Here is a 17926-nt window from a genome sequence, read left to right on the forward strand (position 1 = left end):
CATCGGGCCAGCCGCCAGGGAACGGTGGCGGCCCCAGCCAGGACGGCACGGAGGGCAGGGAGCGGCCTTCAGCGGTGAGGACCACCGACACGGCGCCGCCGGGCGCAGGAAAGCACCCGGCGGCAGGCTCGGCAGTAGGTCCACGCCATGCGTGGATGGTTGGGCCAGCATCAGTGCCGACCAACGGTCGGCACCCACCAGGGCAGGCCGGGCAGTAGAAGCCGCTCGGCAGTAGATCCACGCCATGCGTGGATGGCTGGGCCAGCATCAGGGCCGACCAACGGTCGGCACCCACCAGAGCAGGCCGAGCAGTAGAAGCCGCTCGGCAGTAGATCCACGCCATGCGTGGATGGCTGGGCCAGCATCAGTGCCGACCAACGGTCGGCACCCACCAGGGCAGGCCGGGCAGTAGAAGCCGCTCGGCAGTAGATCCACGCCATGCGTGGATGCTTTGCCTGGGAGGAATCCTACAACGCCAGCACGCGCCGGTAGCTCAACGGCCCACGCCCATCGCGCAGGCCCAACCGCAGTTCCAGCCCGGTGGCCGGCAGCACTACGCCTTCGCTCGGCAACAGCGCCCACCCCGCGCCCGGCTGCCAGGCGCGTACCTCGAACCGCTGCACATCCCTGGCCACCGCAATGGCTTTCGACGGCTCAGGCGCGGGCAGGGGGTATCGATCCGTCGCCGCGCCACTGGCCCGCCACAGCGTAGTGCCCTGCCGCCACCAGCGCACCCGCTGCCAGCGTAGTCCATCACTGCCGACACTGCGGGTGATCTCCAGCGCAAAGCTGCCGTCCGGGTGCCGTTCGCTTACCAGGGACGGAGGCAGCAGCCGCTGCGGTTGATCGGCCGGACGCACTGCACCATTCATCAGCGCGTCGTCCGCGCGCATTTCGATATCGCGCTGGAACTGCTGCAGGATGCGCATCGCCGTCGTGGTTTCGGCGTCGGCCCGGCGCAGGCGCTGGTCGCTGCTGGCCACGCTGTCCAGCGCACGCCAGCAGATCAGCGCCAGCACACCCATGATGGTGATCGCGATCATCACCTCGATCAGAGTGAAGCCACGTGCGGCGTGCCTCATGGCGCTGCCGTCCACGGTAGCTGCACCCGCGCCAGCGACTGCCGCGGTGCATCTTCGGCCACCACGCTGAGTTCCAGTTGCGGCTGTCCGTCACTCCCCGTGCCGACATGTTGCAGCACCAGAAACGTGCTGCGCCCCTGCACGCAGCGCTGCCGTGCATCCTTGGGCGGCTGCGCGGCAAGGCGCAGCTCCTGCCAGCGGTCCTGCGCGCACATCAGTGCCAGCCGACGATCGCGCAGGCGCGACTGATCGTCGGTGGCCACCGCCACCGAACGCATCACCGCCGCCAGTGCGATTGAAACGATCGCCAATGCGATCAGCACTTCGATCAGGGTGAACCCGTGCCTGTTCCGCTTCACTGCACGACCTGCAACTGTCCGCTGCCATCATCACGAAGACGCAGCTGGCGGCCCTGCAACGACAGCGTCACCTCCCACGCCACGCCAATCCATTCGGGGCTCAGTTCAATCGGCGTGCTCGGCTGCACCGCGATGCCCGCCGGCTGCCATGGCTGTGGTCGCAGCTGGTCGTCGCGCTGCACATCCACCCAACGGGTGCCTTCGCGGCGGCTGAAGCGGTAGCCGGCGGCGTCGGCCTGCCAGCGCCACGGACGGCCATCGATGCGCGCCTCATCGCGCGCCACCTGCAGGCGCTGTGCCAACCGTTCGGCCTCCTGTCGCAGCTGCCGGCCCGGGTCGAGCAGGCTGCCCAGGCCCAGCCCGATGCCCGCGGTGCAGATACCGATGGTCACCAGCACCACCATCAGTTCCAGCAGGGTGAAACCACGCGGCATGCGCTGCATCGACGTTGCCTCCTGTGCTGGCCGATGCCTCCCAGCATAGGCCCGCATGATGAAACAAAAGCGTCAGCCGCACCTGCTAGCGTGGGCAGGGACGAACGTGGCGATGGTGCGGAACATGGATGGCAGGCGCTGGGATCGCAATCGCATACTGACCCTGCTGGCGGCAACGTTGCTGCTGGCCGTGGTGGCCTACTGGGGCGTCACCATGTCTGCGGTAGCGCCGGCGGCTGTGGCCAGCGAGGCGAAGACCGAGGCGGCGGTGCGGCCGATGTTCGATGCAGTGGCAAGCCTGCCGCTGGTGCGCCTGTTGTCCCCCGGCGCAGTGCAGACCGAGGTGGTGGTGCTGGGCGTGATGGCCGGTGACCATGCGCCATTGGCCCTGCTCTCGGTGGATGGACGCCCGGCGGAAGCGTATGCGCCCGGCCAACGGCTCGGACCCTGCACGGTGCTGGCCAGCATCAGTGCCACTACGGTGGAGCTGAACCAGGCAGGGCAGTCGCGCAGCCTGGCGGTGCCCACGCTGCCACCGGTGCCGAGCGATGGCATCGTGCCGGCTGCCCTGTAGAGCCGAGCCTGCGCTCGGCTGTTTCAGCTTGGCCTCGCCGACGGATACAAAGACAGCCGAGCATGGGCTCGGCGCTACAGAGGCGCAGGCTCAGCGCGCAGGTCGCTGCGGCACCACCGAGCGACCGAACGCATCGCCCATGCGCTGCCGCGTGCCTTCCAGGTTGTACTGCATCAGCTGGTTGCCGGGCTGCCGCATCAGGCGTTCGGCTTCGGGGAGCGCTGGCGACTTCGCCGGCCTTGTCGCAGGAGCCAGCTTGCGTTGCAGGCAGTCCCAGGCCGGAATCCGCTCGCCGTTGACCTGCACTTCGATGCAGGGCGTAGCTCCTTCCTGCTTCTTCACCTCGTCGGCGCGACCCGATGGCAGCGCCAGCAGCAGGGCGAGGGCGAGCGCAGCGCGCAGGCCCGGCATCAACGATTCACGCATCTCGAATCTCCCGCAGCAATCGATGTTCTGCAATGAAGACGGGTGGCCAAGGCAGGGCCCGCCTGCGTGCGTTGCGGCGCTGTCAAAAGATGACGGCGCTGTCACAAAACTGTTGGCGGCTTTGACGCGATGTACACGTCCTGTTGGTAGATCCACGCGCCGCTCCCTGGCCCCTCCCTTCGATACGACGCGATGCCTTCGATGAATCCTGTTCCGTGCCGAGCCGTTCGCCTTCCGCTGCGCCTGCATCCGTTGATGCTGGCGCTGGCAGCGCTGCCGCTGCCGCTGCCGCTGCTCGCGCAGGAGGCAGCACCCGCGCCCAGCGTGAACATCAACGAATACATCGTGCGCGGCAACACAGTGCTCGATCCGCGGGAGATTGAACGTGCGGTGGAACCGTTCCTCGGCCCGGGCAAGACCCTGGCCGATGTCGAGAAGGCGCGCGATGCCGTCCACGCGCTCTACCAGCAGGCCGGCTACCAGTCGGTCTACGTCGAGTTGCCCGAGCAGCAGGTCAGCGGTGGCGTGGTGCTGCTGAAGGTGCAGCAGACGCCGATCGGCCAGCTCCGCGTCGTCGGTACCCGCCACGAATCGCCCGAACGCATTCGTGAACGCGTGCCGGCATTGGCGGAAGGCAAGGTTCCGGACTTTGACCAGGCCCAGAAGGAACTGACCGCACTGAACGAAGGCGGGCGTCGCCAGGTGATGCCGCTGGTGCGCGAAGGCCAGGTGCCGGGCACGATGGATGTGGACCTTCAGGTCGAGGAGAAGTCGCCGTGGCGTGCCAGTGCGTCACTCAACAACGACCATGGCGCCGACACCGAGAAGCTGCGCCTGAGTGCATCGCTGGCCTACGACAACCTGTGGAAGCGTGGGCACAGCGCCAACCTTGGCGTGTATCTGGCGCCGGAAGATACGAAGCAGGCCAAGGTGTTCTCGGCCTCGTACACAATGCCGTTCGAAGGCACGCCGTGGAGCCTGGAAGCCTCCGGCTACAGATCCGACAGCCGCGTGTTGGATGCAGGTGGGCAGGTCGGCACCGGCACCGGCACCAATGTGATCGGCAACGGCCATTCGATCGGCCTCAAGCTCAACTACCGCCTGCCGGGCAGCAGCCAGTGGTGGCGCCAGCTCAGCCTCGGCGTGGATTTCAAGGACACCGAGGAGGACACGCAGATGGGCAAGGACAGCCTGAAGACGCCGCTGAAGTACGCGCCGATCACGCTGGCCTTCGTCGGCGTGCGCCAGGGCGAGCACGATCAGCTGAGCATCAACACCCAGCTGGTGGCCGGTACCCGCCGCCTGTTCGGTTACGGCAGCGACGCCACTGCGTTCGGGCAGAAGCGCTACTGGGCCGACCCGGGTTTCGTGGCGTTCAAGGCCGACGTGGACAACACGCATACCTTCGGCAGCGACTGGCAATGGTATGCGCGCGGCTCGCTGCAGGTAACCGATGCGCCACTGGTGTCGGCCGAGCAGTTCGCCGCAGGTGGCATGTACACCGTGCGCGGCTACCTGTCGGCCGAGGCGATCGGCGACTACGGCGGCCTGGCCAGCCTTGAATGGCGCACGCCTGCGTGGTCACTGTGGCGCGGCGCCGACCTGCGTGTCTACAGCTTTGCCGACGCAGCCTACCTGCGCCTGCGCCAGCCGCTGCCCGAACAGCGCGACAAGTACAACCTGGCCTCGGTCGGCCTGGGCGCGCAGCTGCGCCTGGGTGAACACCTGCAACTGCGCCTGGACTACGCCTGGCCGTATGCCGATGGCCCGGTCACGCGCAAGGACGATCCGCGCCTGCATTTCAACATCAGCACCAGTTACTGACCCTTCCCTTGAACATGCGTTCTCCGGAGACCCTTCGCATGGACCGTTTGCTTTCCCGAGTGTTGTTGCTGCTGGCCGCGCTGATTGCGCTGCCGACGGCTGCGGCCGATGCCAATTGGTGGCAGGCCGAATGGAAGTACCGCAAGCCGATCACCATCGACGCCGGACCGCAGGGCGCGGGCCTGGCCGGTGACCCGGGCCGCACGCCGCTGCTGCTGCGCCTGCATACCGGCAACTTCGGCTTCGACGGCACCCAGGATGCGGGCAACGACCTGCGCTTCGTCTCGGGTGATGGCCGTACCGTGCTGGCCCACCAGATCGAACAGTTCGATCCCAAGATGGGCCTGGCCCTGGTCTGGGTGGACGTGCCTGCGTTCAGTGCCGCCGCGCCGCAGACGATCTGGATGTACTACGGCAATGAAAAGGCCCCGGCCAGCGGCAACGGCCAGCAGGTGTTCGATCCGGACTATACGCTGGTCTACCACTTTGCCGAGGCCAACGCCCCGGCGCGTGATACCACCGCCTACGGCAACAACGCCGGTGCCGTGGCACCGCCGGCGGAAGGCTCGGTGATCGGTCGCGGCGTTCAGCTGGGCACCGCGCCGCTGCCGCTGCCGGCCAGCGCCTCGCTGGCACAGGAAGCGGGTGCACCGCTGACCGTCTCGGCCTGGATCAAGCCCGGCAGCAACACCGCTGCGCAGGCCATCTACGCCCGCCGAGATGGCGCGTCCGAACTGGTGCTGGGCATCGAGAACCGCGTGCCGTTCGTGCAGCTCAATGGCCGGCGCAGTACGCCTGCGCAGCCGATTCCGGAAGGACAGTGGGCACACGTTGCACTGACGGCAGAGAAGGGCGCGTTGCAGCTGTACCTCAACGGGCGCGTCGTTGCCCAGCTGAGCGGTGCGCTGCCGGCGCTGGGCACGGCTCCGGTGGTGGGTGCCGATGCGCCGGGCGCGGTGCAGCCACTGGCCAACTTCGAAGGTGCGCTGGATGAACTGCGCATCTCGCGCGTGGCACGGCCGGCCGCGCTGCTGCTGGCCGATGCCACCGCACAGGGTGCCGATTCGCGGCTGATCAGCTACGGCGCCGACGAGCAGTCCGCCGGCCAGAGCCACTTCGCCTTCATCCTCAAGGCGATGCCGTTCGACGCCTGGGTGGTGGTCGCGATCCTCGGCCTGATGATGCTGCTGTCGTGGGCGATCATGATCGCCAAGAGCCGCCACTTCGGCCGTACCAGCAAGGCCAATGCGGTGTTCACCGAGAGCTTCGGCAAGCTGTCCGGCGTACCGCTGCGCACCCTGTCCGACATGGACCGCCAGGGCAAGGCACCCACCGCGATGCACGACGGTTCGCTGTGGCGCATCTACCAGGTGGCCATCGACGAAATGCAGCAGCGCCATCAGCGCGACGGCAACAGTGGCTACCTCAGTGGCGCCACCATCGCGGCGATCCGCGCGTCGATGGATGCGGTGATGGTGCGTGAGCAGGAGGCAATGGCACGACGCATGAACTGGTTGTCGACCACCATCGAGGGAGCCCCGTATGTGGGCCTGTTCGGCACCGTGATCGGCATCATGCTGGTGTTCGTGGTGGCGGCGATGGCCGGCGCGGTCGACATCAACTCGGTGGCACCCGGCATGGCCGCAGCGTTGCTGTGTACGGCGGCCGGCCTTGGCGTCGCGATCCCGGCACTGTTCGGCTACAACTACCTGGGCGCGCGTGCCGAAGCGATCGGTGCGGACATGGCAGTGTTCATCGACGAGTTCGCCGCACGCCTGGCCGAAGAGCAGGACGGGCGCGGCCCGGCCGCGGTGCAGGGCTGAGGGGCGCGCCATGGGCCAGAAGGCGAAGTTCGGCATCAAGAAGCGCGAGAAGGGCATCAACGTGACGCCCTTCGTCGACGTGCTGCTGGTGGTGCTGGTGATCTTCATCCTGACCAGCAACGCCTCCATCCCCGGCATCGAGGTCAACCTGCCGAAGGCGAGCAACAGCGTCGCGCTGGAGAAGCCGAAGACCAAGGCGATCACCATCGACCCCAGCGGCCAGGTGTTCCTGGATGCCTACCCGGTGACGATGGCCGAGCTGGAAGATCGCCTGCGTACCGAACGCGCGACCACGCCGGATTTCCCGGTGATCGTGCGCGGCGACGCACAGGTGCAGTATGCCCGCGTGGTCGAGGTGCTGGACCTGCTGCGGCGCCTGGAGCTGGCCCAGGTCGGCCTGGTCACCGGCAAGGCGCAGGGCTGAGGCATGACCGCCCATCAACCCCCTCGGCAGGAGCCCGGCATGCGTGGCCGCCCGTTGCTGGTGACCGTCGCGCTGGTGCTGGCCGCGTTGCTGGTGCTTGGCGTCGCGCTGTGGTGGCTGTTGTTCAAGGACACCGCAAGCACCCGCCGGCCGGTGGTGCAGCCGCCGATGCTGGCGTTGCCGCCACCGCCTCCGCCACCCCCGCCGCCGCCGGAGAAACCGCCGGAACCGGAAACGCCGCCGGAAGAGGCGATGCCCGAACCGGAGCCGCTGGATCAGCCGACGCCGGCCGAAGAGCCGACGCCGACCCCGGACAACAGCGATCCGGTGACGATGAATGCCGACGCGCAGGCCGGTGGCGACAACTTCGGCATCCAGTCCGGTAGTGGTGGCGGTTCGTCCGGTGTCGGTCGTGGCGGTGCCGGCAATGCCACCTATGGGCGCTACCTCGGCTACCTGATGCAGCAGGCGATCTCGCGCGACGACAAGGTCAAGCGCCTGGCGTTCCAGTTGCAGGTGAATGTGTGGCTGGCCAGCGATGGTCGCCTGGAAAAGGTCGAGCTGGTGCGTGGCAGTGGCAACGAGGAGGCCGACGCGGCCGTGCTCGATGCACTGCGTCGCATCGGCAAGGTCGACCAGGCACCGCCGCCGTCGCTTGATTTCCCCGCCCGCGTCCTGATCCAGGGCCGCCGGCCCGGGGCCTGATTCCTCGAACTCCGTGATTTCCCTTCATTCGATGAGAACCGTGATGAACGACCACGTCCGCGCACGAACCGATTCCCGCCGCCCGCGGCCGGCCCGACGGGCGCTGCTGTGCTGCGCCGTGCTGCTCAGCCTGGCCGCCCCGGCCGGTGCGATGGCCGCCGAAACCACCATGGTCAAGCTGATCAAGGGCTTGATCGCCAGTGGTGCGCTGAAGCCCGAAGACGGCCAGGCATTGCTGGTGCAGGCGCAGGCCGAAGCAGCGGCGTTGCAGCACACCGCGGCCGCCGGGACACCGGCCGCCAGTGGTGGCGTGGCCCTGGAGCCCGGTGACGTGCGCGTGCCTTACGTACCGCAGAGCGTGCGCGACGGCATTCGTGACGAGGTGCGCCAGGAGGTGATGACGCAGGCCAGGTCCGAGGGCTGGGCGGCGCCGAACGAAGTGGCTGAGTGGACCAAGCGCATCAAGGTCACCGGTGACATGCGCGTGCGCAGCGAGTCGCGCTTCTTCTCCGAACGCAACAGCGACATCGTCAGCAACTGGTCGTCGATCAATTCCGGCAACGGCTTCGACACCAACACCAACACCAACCTGCAGCTGCCGCCGCTGCTGAACACCCGCCAGGACCGCCGTAACCTGTGGCGCATCCGTGCGCGCCTGGGCATCGAGGCAACCATCGGCCAGCACACCACGGCCGGCGTGCGCCTGGCCAGCGGCAGCAGCAATGGCCCGGTGTCGACCACCGAGCAGCTGGGTGGCGGCCTGAGCAAGAAGGACGTGTGGCTGGACCAGGCTTGGCTGGCCTACAGCCCGGCGGACTGGGTGACGGTGCGCGGTGGCCGCTTCGGCAATCCGTTCTGGACCAGCGACACGCTGTTCTCCAACGACATCAACTTCGATGGCCTGGCTGCGAACCTGAAGTATGACTTCGATGACGGCGACCTCGATCTGTTCGGCAACCTCGCGGTGGTGCCGCTGGAGTACACCTCCGACAGCTCGCCGAGCCAGAGCCGGGTCAAGACTCCGAACGAGAACAAGTGGCTGTCCGGTGCGCAGGTCGGCGTGAACTGGCGTTTCAACGATGACAACGCGCTGCGCGCGGCGCTGGGTTACTACGACTTCAAGAACATCAGCGGCCGCCTGTCCTCGCCGTGCGCGCTGTACGCAGGCGCGGTCGGCTGCGACACCGACTGGTCGCGCCCGGCCTTCATGCAGAAGGGCAACACCCTGATGCTGATCCGCGACATCGCACGCAACCCGCTGGATCCAGCCAACACGCCCACCCCGCAGTACGTCGGCCTGGCCTCGGCATTCCGCCTGGCCACGCTGAACCTGCGCTGGGATACGCAGCTGGCCCAGGGCATCGGCCTGCGCCTGGACGGCGACTACATCCGCAACCTGGCCTACGACAAGCAGGCGATGTTCAGCCGCGCCAACAACGGCATCGTCAACAACTACGGCGCCGGTGGTACCGCCAGCATCGACACCTTCCGCAGCGGCGACACCGCCTGGATGGTGCAGGCCACCTTCGGTGCCACCGACCTGAAGGAGAAGGGCCAGTGGCAGGCGCTGCTGGGCTACAAGCGCATCGAGGCCGATGCGCTGCCGGACGCCTACAACGACCCGAACTTCCACCTCGGAGGCACCAATGCCCGCGGCTACTACGTGGGCGGCGCCTACGCGCTGGACGCGCGCAGCTGGATCAGCGGCAAGTGGATGGCGGCCAAGGAAGTGTCCGGTGCTCCACTGTCGATCGACGTGTTCCAGCTGGAGTTCAATACCGGGTTCTGAGTGACGGCGTGATGTGGATCACGTAGTGCGTGGCGGGGGTGCAGCGATGCGCCCGTCTAGGGAAAGGAGACCACGCGCTGCACATAAGGAGGAGTGGATGAGCCGTCGCAAGCTGTTCGAAAGTTCCGAACCGTCCAGCCGATCGCTGGGCGTCGGCCCGGCCTATGTCTCGGTGGAGGGGCTGCGCCAGCACCTGGCGGAGTTCCTGCTGTATGCGGGCCGGCCGGTGGTGATCATGCGCGGGCGCAGCGAAGTGGGTTACTTCCTGCCAGCGCGCTGCTGGCGCCAGCGTGACGATGATCCGCTGGCGGCCGCCGCCGCCGACCAGCTGCTGGACGCGGCCGGGTTCCAGGCCGAGGATATCCAGCAGGTAGAGCAGGAATTCAACGCGATGCGCCAGCGCACCGTACTGCATTCACGGCGCTGAGCCTTTTGCAGAGCCGGGCATGGGCTTGGCTCTACAGTAGATCCACGCCATGCGTGGATGGGGTTACGCAGCACCCCCGCGCTCACTGGTGATGCGTGCACCCTCGCGCATCACCAGGGTCACCGGGGTCTTCTCCACCACCTGCAGCAACCGCTGCCACTGCGCATCACTCAGCTCGGCGCTGGCATGCAGCACGCGGTGCACGTGGAAACGTCCATCCTCGTCACGTTCCGAGCGCAGCTCGGCATGGAACTCGCCCAGCTCCCAGCCCTTGCGCTGCGCATACATGCGCAGGGTGATGGCGGTACACGCCGCCAGCGAGGCCAGGTACAGGTCGAACGGTGCGAAGCCCTTGCCCTGGCCGCCCAGCGAGGCGGGCTCGTCCGCGTCCACATCGAAGCTGCCGTTGCTGATGTGGTGCAGATAGTTGTCGGCGGTCGAAACAATGCGTGCGTAGGCCATCACGTTCTCCATCTGTCTGTGGCGTCGAGCCAGGCTCGACTGCGCCAAAAAGGGCGGCCCCAGCCAGGACCGGCGCCGCCACCCCATCACTCGGTACGATCGTACGAGAACTGGATGCCCGCGGTACCACCGGTTGCGATGAAGAGGTTCATGAAATCCGGGACCGTTGCCGAGCGGGCCCAGTCGCGCTGCAGTTCGCAGAGCACCTGCCATGCGTGGATGAACGAGCCCGCGGCTTGCCGCCCACGGCCGCGCAGCCCACAATCCACGTCCGGACCGTCGCCATCACGCCCATCATTCCCCGGTCCGGTCTTGGCACCTATGTCTCCCAATGCCCTGGCGCTGGTCGAGCTGCTGATCCGCGAGCGCCGCGCGTTGTCCCGCTTCATCGCACGCTATCTCGACCCGGCCAGTACCGAGGACACCCTGCAGAACCTGTACCTGAAGGCCAGCAGCGTGCCCGGCGATCCGCCCATCCTGGAGCCGCGCGGCTATCTGTACCGGATGGCCTACCATCACGCGCTCAACCGCAGCCATGCCGACGCGCGCGAGCGGCGAGCGATGGCCGAGTACGCCGTCGACATGGGCGATGCAGGGCATGATGGCGAGGCGCAGGCGCTGGACCAGGCGCAGCTGCGCGAGATCACCCAGACCATCCTCGCCCTGCCGGCCCAGGTGCGCGAGTGCTTCGTGCTCAACCGCTACCTGGGCCTGAGCGAGCGCGAAATCGCCGCGCGCCTGGGAATCTCCAAGAGCCTGGTCGGCAAGCATGTGCTGCGCGCAGCGCTGCTGATCCAACAACAGCAGCAGGGAATGCGTCGATGAGTGGCGATTACCGTGGGCAGATCGCGCCCGCCGTTGTCACAACAGGAAAGCGCACCCGTTCGTGGTGCGGCAGGCCACAATCATGACCACCTCCGAACCCTCGCCGCGTCAGGCCAGGCAGGCGTTGCGCTGGGTGATACTGCGCAGTGCAGGCCCGCTGCCGGAACGCCAGCAACGAGCCCTGCAGCGCTGGCTGCAGGCCGATCCCCGCCACGCGCGGGCCTGGCGCCAGCAGCGGGCCTTCTGGCAGCGGTTGGACGCTGCCGGGCCCGAGGTGCTGGCCGCGCTGCCCGAGCTGACCGCAGATCGGCAGGGGCTGCGCCCGATCGCACCGCGCCGCCGTCTGCGCTGGCTGCTCGCCAGTGTTGCGGCCGCAGTGCTGATGGTCGCGGCCACTCCGCACGCGTTGCTGCTGGCGCGCAGCGATGTGCGCAGCAGCGATGCGCCGCGCGTGGTGCGGCTGGACGACGGCAGCACGGCGGTACTCGATGCCGGCACCGCACTGGCATTCACGTTCGATGGCCAGCAGCGGCGCGTGCAGCTGCTGCACGGGCAGGCCTGGTTCCAGGTGGCGCATGAGCAGCGACCGTTCCAGGTCGAGGCCGGCGGTGGCCAGATCCGCGATATCGGTACGGCGTTCAGCGTGTCGATGCAGGGCGCCACCATCACCACCGACGTCAGCGAGGGCGTGGTCGATGTGCGCCCGGGCGATGGCAGCGTGCAGCGCCTGCGCGCCGGGCAGGTGCGCGCGTTCCGTGACGGGCGCTGGTTGCAGCCGCTTCGGCAGGCCGCGCCGGAGGCGATGGCGCCGTGGCGCCGTGGTGAGGTGGTGATCGACGGTCTGCCTGCCGCGCAGGCCATCGCCGATCTCGGCCGCTACCGGCGTGCCCCGGTCTGGGTGGTGGGCGGGCAGGGCACACGCGTGCGGGTCAGTGGCCTGTTCCATCTGCAGCAGCCGGACACGGCCATCGACGCCGTGGCCGCGCAGGCGGGACTGCGGGTGCAGCGCTTGCCCGGTGGTGCGTTGCTGGTGTGGTGAAGCGCCCGCGGAGCACGCATGAACCGGCTGCATGAAAAAACATGAAAAAACCGTGGGCAGTCGTCGTACCCCGCTGTCTATAGAGGTATAGCCAGAGCGAAACCGCGTTTCTTCTCAAGCCAGACACACCACCGGGCACCGGACGTGCCCGTGGTCCCGCCCCGCTTGAGGAGTTCCTTTCCATGCCGTCCACGGCATCCGCCTGTCATCGTCGCGCTACCGTCCTGGCCCTGGCCATCTCCACCGCATTGCTGCCGCTGGCCTGGGTGCCGGTGGTGCAGGCGCAAGCCACAGTGGCCGCACCGCTGCGCACTTACGCCATTCCGGAACAACCGTTGGCCGATGCCGTGCGCAGCTTTGGCCGCCAGGCCGATGTGCAGGTGGTCTTCCGCAGTGACCTGGTGGAGGGCCGTCGATCCAGCGCGGTGAGCGGCGAGTACAGCCAGATGCAGGCCCTGCAGCAGCTGCTGCGCGGCAGTGGTGTGCGTGCCCAGCGCGACATGAATGGCACCTGGAGCCTGCGCGCCGCAGCGGAGGCGGGGGAAGGGGAAGGGGAAGGGGAAGGGGTGCGGGTGACCGAAACACTGGACGTGGCCGGCCGCCTGCAGTCGGAAGGGGGCGAGGCCCGCGATCGGCGCGGCTACGATGATGTGTTCGCGCTGGATCTGACCACGGCGTACTCGGGGCGCGACCGTGTGGAGCGCTATCGCGGCTCCAACCCGGCCGACGTGGTCAAGGATCTGGTCGGTGTGTTCAGCGGTGATGCGCGCAACAGCGGCGCGCTGGACATCAACATCCGCGGCATCCAGGGGCCGGGGCGGGTGCCGGTCAGCATCGACGGTGGCGAGCAGGCGCTCACGGTCTGGCGCGGCTACAACGGCGTCAGCAACCGCAACTACATCGATCCCAACCTGATCGGTGGCATCCAGGTCATCAAGGGGCCAGGGCTGGTGCGCGATGTGCACAGCGGGATCGGTGGCGCGCTGGTGATCAAGACCATCGACGTTGACGACATTGCTGCTGCCGGTGAGCGCTTCGGCGGGGAGCTGAAGATCGAAGGCAGCAGCAATGCGGTGGCGCCACGCCTGCCGCGGCTGCATACCGGCGAGGATTACCGCACGGTGCCCGGGTTCCCGCAGGGCTCGCCCTCGGCACCGTATGCCGACAGCACGCTGCTGGTGCCGGTGAAGTCGCGCGGTTCTGAAACCAATGTGTTCGCCGGGGAAGACCAGGCCTGGCGGCTGGCGCTGGGCCTGCGTGGCGAACACGTGGACCTGATGGCGGCCTATGCCTGGCGCAAGCGCGGCAACTACTTTTCCGGCACCCGGGGCGCGGCGTACTACGACCAGGATCCGCGCGAGCAGTTCGAGTACAAGGGCCTGGACTACATCACCACGCTGGCGCGCTACTTCAAGCCCGGCGACGAGGTGCCCAATACCTCCAGCGAGCAGGAATCGTGGCTGCTGAAAGCGACCTGGCAGATCAACGACGACCAGCAGCTGCGCGCGACCTGGCGGCGCACGCTCTCGCACTACGGCGAGATCATGCCCTCGCGCATCCTGTCCGCGCCCGACTACGGTCGCATCCAGTGGCCGCTCAGCCGCGTCGATGCCGATGCCTGGAACCTGGAATACCACTGGCAGCCCGCCGGCAGCCGCTGGCTGGACCTGCGTGCCAAGCTGTGGCGCACCGAAACCACCAGCGATACGTACACCGCTGGCGGCTTCCCAAATTTTGCCAGCAACCCCGACTGGAACCCCGGCAGCAGCCCGATCCTGCGCAATACCGCGCTGGCCAATGCCCGCAACGACCGCACCGGCCTGACCCTGAGCAACCGCTTCGCGTTGCATTCCACCCTGGACCTGACCGTGGGCGGCAACTGGCAGTTCGAGAAACTGCGCTCGGCGGACCCGTACTTCGGCGTCAGCGATGGCTGGCGCATGTACCCGCGCGCAGGACGCCGCCAGGAAGGTGAGGGCTACCTGGTGCTGGACTGGCTGCCGGTGGATTTCCTCTCCCTGAGTGCTGGCGTGCGCTACGCGCGCTATTGGGCCTTTGATGATTTCCTGCAGGACCACCCGGAGCTGATGACCACCTCGGTGTTCCCCAAGGAGGCCCGCTACCGCGTCAACGAACTGCCCGAACGCCCGGCCAGCCTGCAGGGCGAGATCGACGCCATCGAGTCGCAGCGCGCGTTCTGGGACAGCATCGGCATGGGCTTCATCGTTGATGATCTGCTGAAGGGCCTGCTGAGCAGGTATGAGACGCCGGTTGCGGTGGACCACACCATTCCGTGGCTGCCGGATGCGGACGGCAACTACAGCCGTGCCAGCAACCCCTGCCTGAATGGCCAGGTGGCGGCCATTCCCGGGCGGTTGCCGGTGCAGGGTGCGCAGATCCTGTGCAGCATCCAGAGCGGGCGGCCGCAGACGGTGTCCGGGCGCAATGAGCGCAGGCGCGACCATGCCTGGCTGCCGACCTTCTCGGCCACCGCGCATTTCTCGCCCAATGCGCGCGCCTACGTCCGCTACAGCGAGGCGGTGCGTTTCCCCAGCATGTTCGAGAGCACCATCGCGTTCTCCAGCAGCCTGAACCCGCTGTACCCGCTCAAGCCCGAGCACGCCTACAACTACGAAGTGGGCTACGTGCACAACCTGTCGGCGCTGTTCGGCAACACCGCGGATGCCGACGTGAAGTTGGCCTACTACGTGCACAAGACCCGCAACGTCATCGAGCGCGACGGCAATTTCCTGTTCGACAACCTGGACAAGCAGCGCATCCGCGGCGTGGAGCTGCAGGCCCGGTTCGACAACCGCCGCTTCTTCACCGACCTGGGCATCATCCGCACGCTGGAAAACAAGGTCTGTGACGAAAGCATGGCGGTGCAGCTCGATGCACTCGCCGGCAAGGTGCCCAACTGCGTGCAGGACGGCTTCGTCAGTGGCTACCTGCTGACCCAGGCCATTCCCCGCTTGTCGGTGAACGCGTCGCTGGGCACCCGGCTGTTCGATGAGCGCCTGGAGCTGGGCAGCCGCATCGTGCATTACCAGCGCCACCAGAACCCGGACCTGCAGGCCTACCGTGACCGCCTGTACGCCGGCAGTGGTGGCCTGATCTGGCAGAACGTGCCGTTCACCTGGGGAAACATCACCACCGTCGATGCCTACGCGCGCTGGCGCATCAACGACCATGCCAGCATCGAGCTGGTCGGCACCAACCTCGGCAACCGCTACTACGTCGACCCGGCCACGCGCTCCACGCTGCCGGCGCCAGGGCGCACGCTGAAGCTCGGTGTCACCGCGCGCTTCTGATGACCTGTTCCGTTGTTGTACCCGTAGTTCCCTCAACCCAAGGAGTAGTTCCATGAAGATGATCTCCCGTTCCGTACTGGCCGTGGCCGCCACCTTTGCCCTGGCCGGTGCTGCCCAGGCTGCCGACATCGTCGGTGCGGCCAGCGCGGCCACCGATTCGCAGCTGTACGTCAAGGTCGGTGCTTCCGAAGTCAACGGCGGCCCGCACAGTGCCGGCAAGGCCGGCATCGGTGTCGGCACCGTCTCCAACGCCAAGCCGGTCGATTTCCAGGGCCTGGCCGCATACTCGGCCCCCACCACCGTGGGCAACGTGACCGTACGTACGCTGGCCATGCCGATCACCGGTACCCCCGGCAACCATGCCGGCATGGGCCACTTCAACTTCGTCAAGGTGGGCAGTGGCGATGTGTGGTTCGGTGAATGGTCCAAGGATGGCGCCGCGGGTGGCTTCAACAACCGCCAGGTTTACTTCGCTGGCGACCGCGCGGGCACCACGTTGCCCAGCGGCACCGCCACGTACGAGGTGGCCGGCCTGAACAAGTTCAACGGCAGCAACCTGCTCAGCGGCACCTTCGCCGCGAACTTCGGTACCGGCAAGCTGACCGGCGGCCTGGCCGGTGGTGGCCAGACCCTGGCGATCAACGCCAACATCAACAGCGCCGATGCGTCCTTCGCCGGCACCGCTGTGGCCAACGGTTCGGTCACCGGCAACAGCCAGGGCCAGTTCTTCGGCGCCAACGCCGCCACCCTGGCCGGTATCGCTACGTTCGCCGGCAACAGCCAGTACGACACCGCCTTCGGCGGCAGCAAGAACTGATTGCCACGCCCCTGACGGGGCAGGGCAGGGACAAGCCGCGATCCGCCAGTCCCTGCTTCGGCCCGCTGCATGCACCGCCACGGATCGACCATGCGCCACCCCATTTTCCTTGTGTTCCTGCTGCTGGTTGCCGCCGACGTGCGCGCCCAGCAGGACGATCTGCGCCGCGTGCTCGAACAGGGCAGCGAACTGCGCCACCAGCAGCAGGACCAGCAGCGCCTGCAGCAGGCCGAATCGCAACGGCCGACGCTCACCATCGATGGCCAGACCGTGCGGGTGGAGCGCACCGTCGATGATCTCGGCCAGGCCCTCTACCTGTCATTGCAGCACCAGCAGTGGCCGGCCGCTGCGGCGTTCCTGGCCGAATACATCGAGCTTCCGGGGCACGATCCGCTGCTGCGCCACTACGCGCAGGGTGCGTTGGCCCGCGTGGCCGGTGACCATCCGCGCGCTGCACGGGAGTACGAAGCGCTGCTGGCAGCGCAGCCGGACTTCCTGCCCGCCCGCCTTGAACTGGCACGCGTCTATGCCGAAGACCAGCGCGACCGCGAGGCGGTGGCATTGTTCGGTGCAATCAAGGCCGGTATCGACAGCAACGATCCGGCCACTACGGGTGTCCGCGCTCGCGTGGACAGCTATCTGGACGCGTTGCAGGCACGCAGGCGCTGGAAGGCGGCGGTCGCCGCCGGGCCTGCATGGAGCGACAACATCAACCGCAGTTCGGCCAGCCGCACCTGCCTGTTCGTCGTCGGCGACACCTGCCTGATCGAACGCACGCTACCCGAAGCGCAGCGCGCCACCGGCCTGGACTACGACGCCAACCTGGAACGGCGCTGGGCGTGGGCCGGCCATCATGGACTTTACGTGCGCGGTCTCGCTTTCGGTCAGGCATGGCGCGGGTACAGTGCATACAACGAGCTCAACGCCAGCGTGCAGGCCGGTTACAGCTGGCGCAGTGCACGGCACACCCTGCAGCTGGCGCCGAGCTATGACTTCCAGGCGCTGGGCAACCACGCCCTGCAGGGCGGCAGCGGCGTGCACGGCGAGTGGCAGTACGCCCTGGACGGGCGCAGCCTGCTCAAGCTGGAGGCCGACTGGAAGCGCCAGCGCTACCGGCAGCCGGGCCTGGCTGACAACTACGATGGCGATCTGGCAGCGCTGTATGCCACCTGGTTCCGCGCGCTCAATCCGCGCTGGACCCTGTTCGCGGGCATGGACCTGACCGACAGCAGCGCAGCCGACCCGGCCAACGGCTACCGCCAGCGCGGACTGCGGCTGGGCGCGGCGCGCCAGTGGAGTGGCACCACGGCCACGGTGTTCGTGTCGTTGCGTCGCCGTGACTATGATGCCTGGAGTCCGTTGCTGGAGGCGCGCAGGCAGGACGACGAACAGAACCTGATCGCCATCGTGCGCAGCGAGCGGCTGGCGGTGGGCGGGCTGGTGCCCAGCCTGGGCCTGCGCTACGCCCGCATCGACAGCAACGTCGGTTGGCTGTACAGCCATGACCGCAGCCTGCTGAGCCTGAAATGGGAGCGTGCGTTCTGAACGCACCGCTGCAAGGCCGGAGTGAATGCGCCGCGGCTGCGATCTTCATCGATCATCACG

The 17926-nt window shown here is 67.6% G+C and carries 17 protein-coding genes; 12 read left to right on the forward strand and 5 right to left on the reverse strand.

Annotated features, from left to right (window positions below; translation table 11 throughout):
* Positions 1–467 precede the first annotated feature (467 nt).
* From AC5P8U_RS17735 to gspH, 3 genes are read right to left on the reverse strand one after another with little or no spacing between them, the layout of a single operon-like run.
* Positions 468–1082: a prepilin-type N-terminal cleavage/methylation domain-containing protein gene (locus AC5P8U_RS17735; RefSeq protein WP_088496262.1), complete on the reverse strand. Its 615-nt coding sequence runs from the start codon at positions 1080–1082 to the stop codon at positions 468–470.
* Positions 1079–1441: a type II secretion system minor pseudopilin GspI gene (gene gspI, locus AC5P8U_RS17740; RefSeq protein WP_072168834.1), complete on the reverse strand. Its 363-nt coding sequence runs from the start codon at positions 1439–1441 to the stop codon at positions 1079–1081. The genes AC5P8U_RS17735 and gspI overlap by 4 nt, the downstream gene beginning before the upstream one ends.
* Positions 1438–1884, reverse strand: coding sequence for a type II secretion system minor pseudopilin GspH (gene gspH / locus AC5P8U_RS17745; RefSeq protein ID WP_088496237.1), 447 nt, complete (start codon positions 1882–1884; stop codon positions 1438–1440). The genes gspI and gspH overlap by 4 nt, the downstream gene beginning before the upstream one ends.
* A 103-nt stretch (positions 1885–1987) precedes the next feature.
* On the opposite strand from gspH, the gene AC5P8U_RS17750 reads away from it, so the two are divergent.
* Positions 1988–2449: a hypothetical protein gene (locus AC5P8U_RS17750; protein WP_447896952.1), complete on the forward strand. Its 462-nt coding sequence runs from the start codon at positions 1988–1990 to the stop codon at positions 2447–2449.
* Positions 2450–2539: 90 nt separating this feature from the next.
* Here the strand turns inward: AC5P8U_RS17750 and AC5P8U_RS17755 are convergent, their stop codons facing one another.
* On the reverse strand, positions 2540–2875 hold the full coding sequence (locus tag AC5P8U_RS17755; protein WP_072168832.1) for a hypothetical protein: 336 nt from the start codon (positions 2873–2875) through the stop codon (positions 2540–2542).
* Between the two features lie 201 nt (positions 2876–3076).
* Between AC5P8U_RS17755 and AC5P8U_RS17760 the strand changes: the two genes are divergently transcribed.
* The 6 genes from AC5P8U_RS17760 (at position 3077) to AC5P8U_RS17785 (ending at position 9867) form a co-directional block, all read left to right on the forward strand.
* Positions 3077–4699, forward strand: coding sequence for a ShlB/FhaC/HecB family hemolysin secretion/activation protein (locus tag AC5P8U_RS17760; protein WP_447896953.1), 1623 nt, complete (start codon positions 3077–3079; stop codon positions 4697–4699).
* A gap of 38 nt (positions 4700–4737) precedes the next feature.
* Positions 4738–6522: a DUF2341 domain-containing protein gene (locus AC5P8U_RS17765; RefSeq protein ID WP_088496239.1), complete on the forward strand. Its 1785-nt coding sequence runs from the start codon at positions 4738–4740 to the stop codon at positions 6520–6522.
* Positions 6523–6532: 10 nt separating this feature from the next.
* Positions 6533–6946, forward strand: coding sequence for an ExbD/TolR family protein (locus AC5P8U_RS17770; RefSeq protein WP_005409874.1), 414 nt, complete (start codon positions 6533–6535; stop codon positions 6944–6946).
* A gap of 39 nt (positions 6947–6985) precedes the next feature.
* Entirely contained in the window at positions 6986–7651 is a 666-nt protein-coding gene (tolA, locus tag AC5P8U_RS17775; protein ID WP_088496240.1) for a cell envelope integrity protein TolA, read from the forward strand.
* Between the two features lie 43 nt (positions 7652–7694).
* Positions 7695–9440 (forward strand): putative porin, encoded by a 1746-nt coding sequence (locus AC5P8U_RS17780; protein WP_072168828.1) that lies wholly within the window; start codon positions 7695–7697, stop codon positions 9438–9440.
* A gap of 97 nt (positions 9441–9537) precedes the next feature.
* Entirely contained in the window at positions 9538–9867 is a 330-nt protein-coding gene (locus tag AC5P8U_RS17785; RefSeq protein WP_088496241.1) for a hypothetical protein, read from the forward strand.
* A gap of 63 nt (positions 9868–9930) precedes the next feature.
* On the opposite strand, the gene AC5P8U_RS17790 is transcribed toward AC5P8U_RS17785, so the two are convergent.
* Positions 9931–10329: an OsmC family protein gene (locus AC5P8U_RS17790; RefSeq protein WP_447896954.1), complete on the reverse strand. Its 399-nt coding sequence runs from the start codon at positions 10327–10329 to the stop codon at positions 9931–9933.
* Positions 10330–10650: 321 nt separating this feature from the next.
* On the opposite strand from AC5P8U_RS17790, the gene AC5P8U_RS17795 reads away from it, so the two are divergent.
* The 5 genes from AC5P8U_RS17795 (at position 10651) to AC5P8U_RS17815 (ending at position 17866) form a co-directional block, all read left to right on the forward strand.
* Complete coding sequence (locus AC5P8U_RS17795) at positions 10651–11154, forward strand: RNA polymerase sigma factor (protein WP_188240929.1); 504 nt, start codon at positions 10651–10653, stop codon at positions 11152–11154.
* Between the two features lie 82 nt (positions 11155–11236).
* Positions 11237–12193 (forward strand): FecR family protein, encoded by a 957-nt coding sequence (locus tag AC5P8U_RS17800; RefSeq protein ID WP_447896955.1) that lies wholly within the window; start codon positions 11237–11239, stop codon positions 12191–12193.
* A gap of 182 nt (positions 12194–12375) precedes the next feature.
* Positions 12376–15504, forward strand: coding sequence for a TonB-dependent receptor (locus AC5P8U_RS17805; protein ID WP_447896956.1), 3129 nt, complete (start codon positions 12376–12378; stop codon positions 15502–15504).
* Between the two features lie 52 nt (positions 15505–15556).
* Entirely contained in the window at positions 15557–16321 is a 765-nt protein-coding gene (locus AC5P8U_RS17810; RefSeq protein WP_111007795.1) for a Slam-dependent surface lipoprotein, read from the forward strand.
* A 90-nt stretch (positions 16322–16411) separates the two neighbouring features.
* On the forward strand, positions 16412–17866 hold the full coding sequence (locus AC5P8U_RS17815; protein ID WP_088496245.1) for a surface lipoprotein assembly modifier: 1455 nt from the start codon (positions 16412–16414) through the stop codon (positions 17864–17866).
* The last annotated feature ends 60 nt before the right edge of the window (positions 17867–17926 follow it).

The organism is Stenotrophomonas sp. YJH_SMC_81 (genome assembly GCF_059370875.1).

Excerpts from the sequence above, each read along its gene's own strand:
- AC5P8U_RS17755 (WP_072168832.1), bottom strand. The coding sequence starts at position 2,875 with ATGCGTGAATCGTTGATGCCGGGCCTGCGCGCTGCGCTCGCCCTCGCC.
- AC5P8U_RS17800 (WP_447896955.1), top strand. The coding sequence starts at position 11,237 with ATGACCACCTCCGAACCCTCGCCGCGTCAGGCCAGGCAGGCGTTGCGC.
- AC5P8U_RS17785 (WP_088496241.1), top strand. The coding sequence starts at position 9,538 with ATGAGCCGTCGCAAGCTGTTCGAAAGTTCCGAACCGTCCAGCCGATCG.
- AC5P8U_RS17735 (WP_088496262.1), bottom strand. The coding sequence starts at position 1,082 with ATGAGGCACGCCGCACGTGGCTTCACTCTGATCGAGGTGATGATCGCG.
- AC5P8U_RS17810 (WP_111007795.1), top strand. The coding sequence starts at position 15,557 with ATGAAGATGATCTCCCGTTCCGTACTGGCCGTGGCCGCCACCTTTGCC.
- AC5P8U_RS17805 (WP_447896956.1), top strand. The coding sequence starts at position 12,376 with ATGCCGTCCACGGCATCCGCCTGTCATCGTCGCGCTACCGTCCTGGCC.
- AC5P8U_RS17765 (WP_088496239.1), top strand. The coding sequence starts at position 4,738 with ATGGACCGTTTGCTTTCCCGAGTGTTGTTGCTGCTGGCCGCGCTGATT.
- AC5P8U_RS17770 (WP_005409874.1), top strand. The coding sequence starts at position 6,533 with ATGGGCCAGAAGGCGAAGTTCGGCATCAAGAAGCGCGAGAAGGGCATC.
- AC5P8U_RS17795 (WP_188240929.1), top strand. The coding sequence starts at position 10,651 with ATGTCTCCCAATGCCCTGGCGCTGGTCGAGCTGCTGATCCGCGAGCGC.
- gspH (WP_088496237.1), bottom strand. The coding sequence starts at position 1,884 with ATGCAGCGCATGCCGCGTGGTTTCACCCTGCTGGAACTGATGGTGGTG.
- AC5P8U_RS17815 (WP_088496245.1), top strand. The coding sequence starts at position 16,412 with ATGCGCCACCCCATTTTCCTTGTGTTCCTGCTGCTGGTTGCCGCCGAC.
- tolA (WP_088496240.1), top strand. The coding sequence starts at position 6,986 with ATGCGTGGCCGCCCGTTGCTGGTGACCGTCGCGCTGGTGCTGGCCGCG.
- AC5P8U_RS17780 (WP_072168828.1), top strand. The coding sequence starts at position 7,695 with ATGAACGACCACGTCCGCGCACGAACCGATTCCCGCCGCCCGCGGCCG.
- AC5P8U_RS17750 (WP_447896952.1), top strand. The coding sequence starts at position 1,988 with ATGGTGCGGAACATGGATGGCAGGCGCTGGGATCGCAATCGCATACTG.
- AC5P8U_RS17760 (WP_447896953.1), top strand. The coding sequence starts at position 3,077 with ATGAATCCTGTTCCGTGCCGAGCCGTTCGCCTTCCGCTGCGCCTGCAT.
- AC5P8U_RS17790 (WP_447896954.1), bottom strand. The coding sequence starts at position 10,329 with ATGGCCTACGCACGCATTGTTTCGACCGCCGACAACTATCTGCACCAC.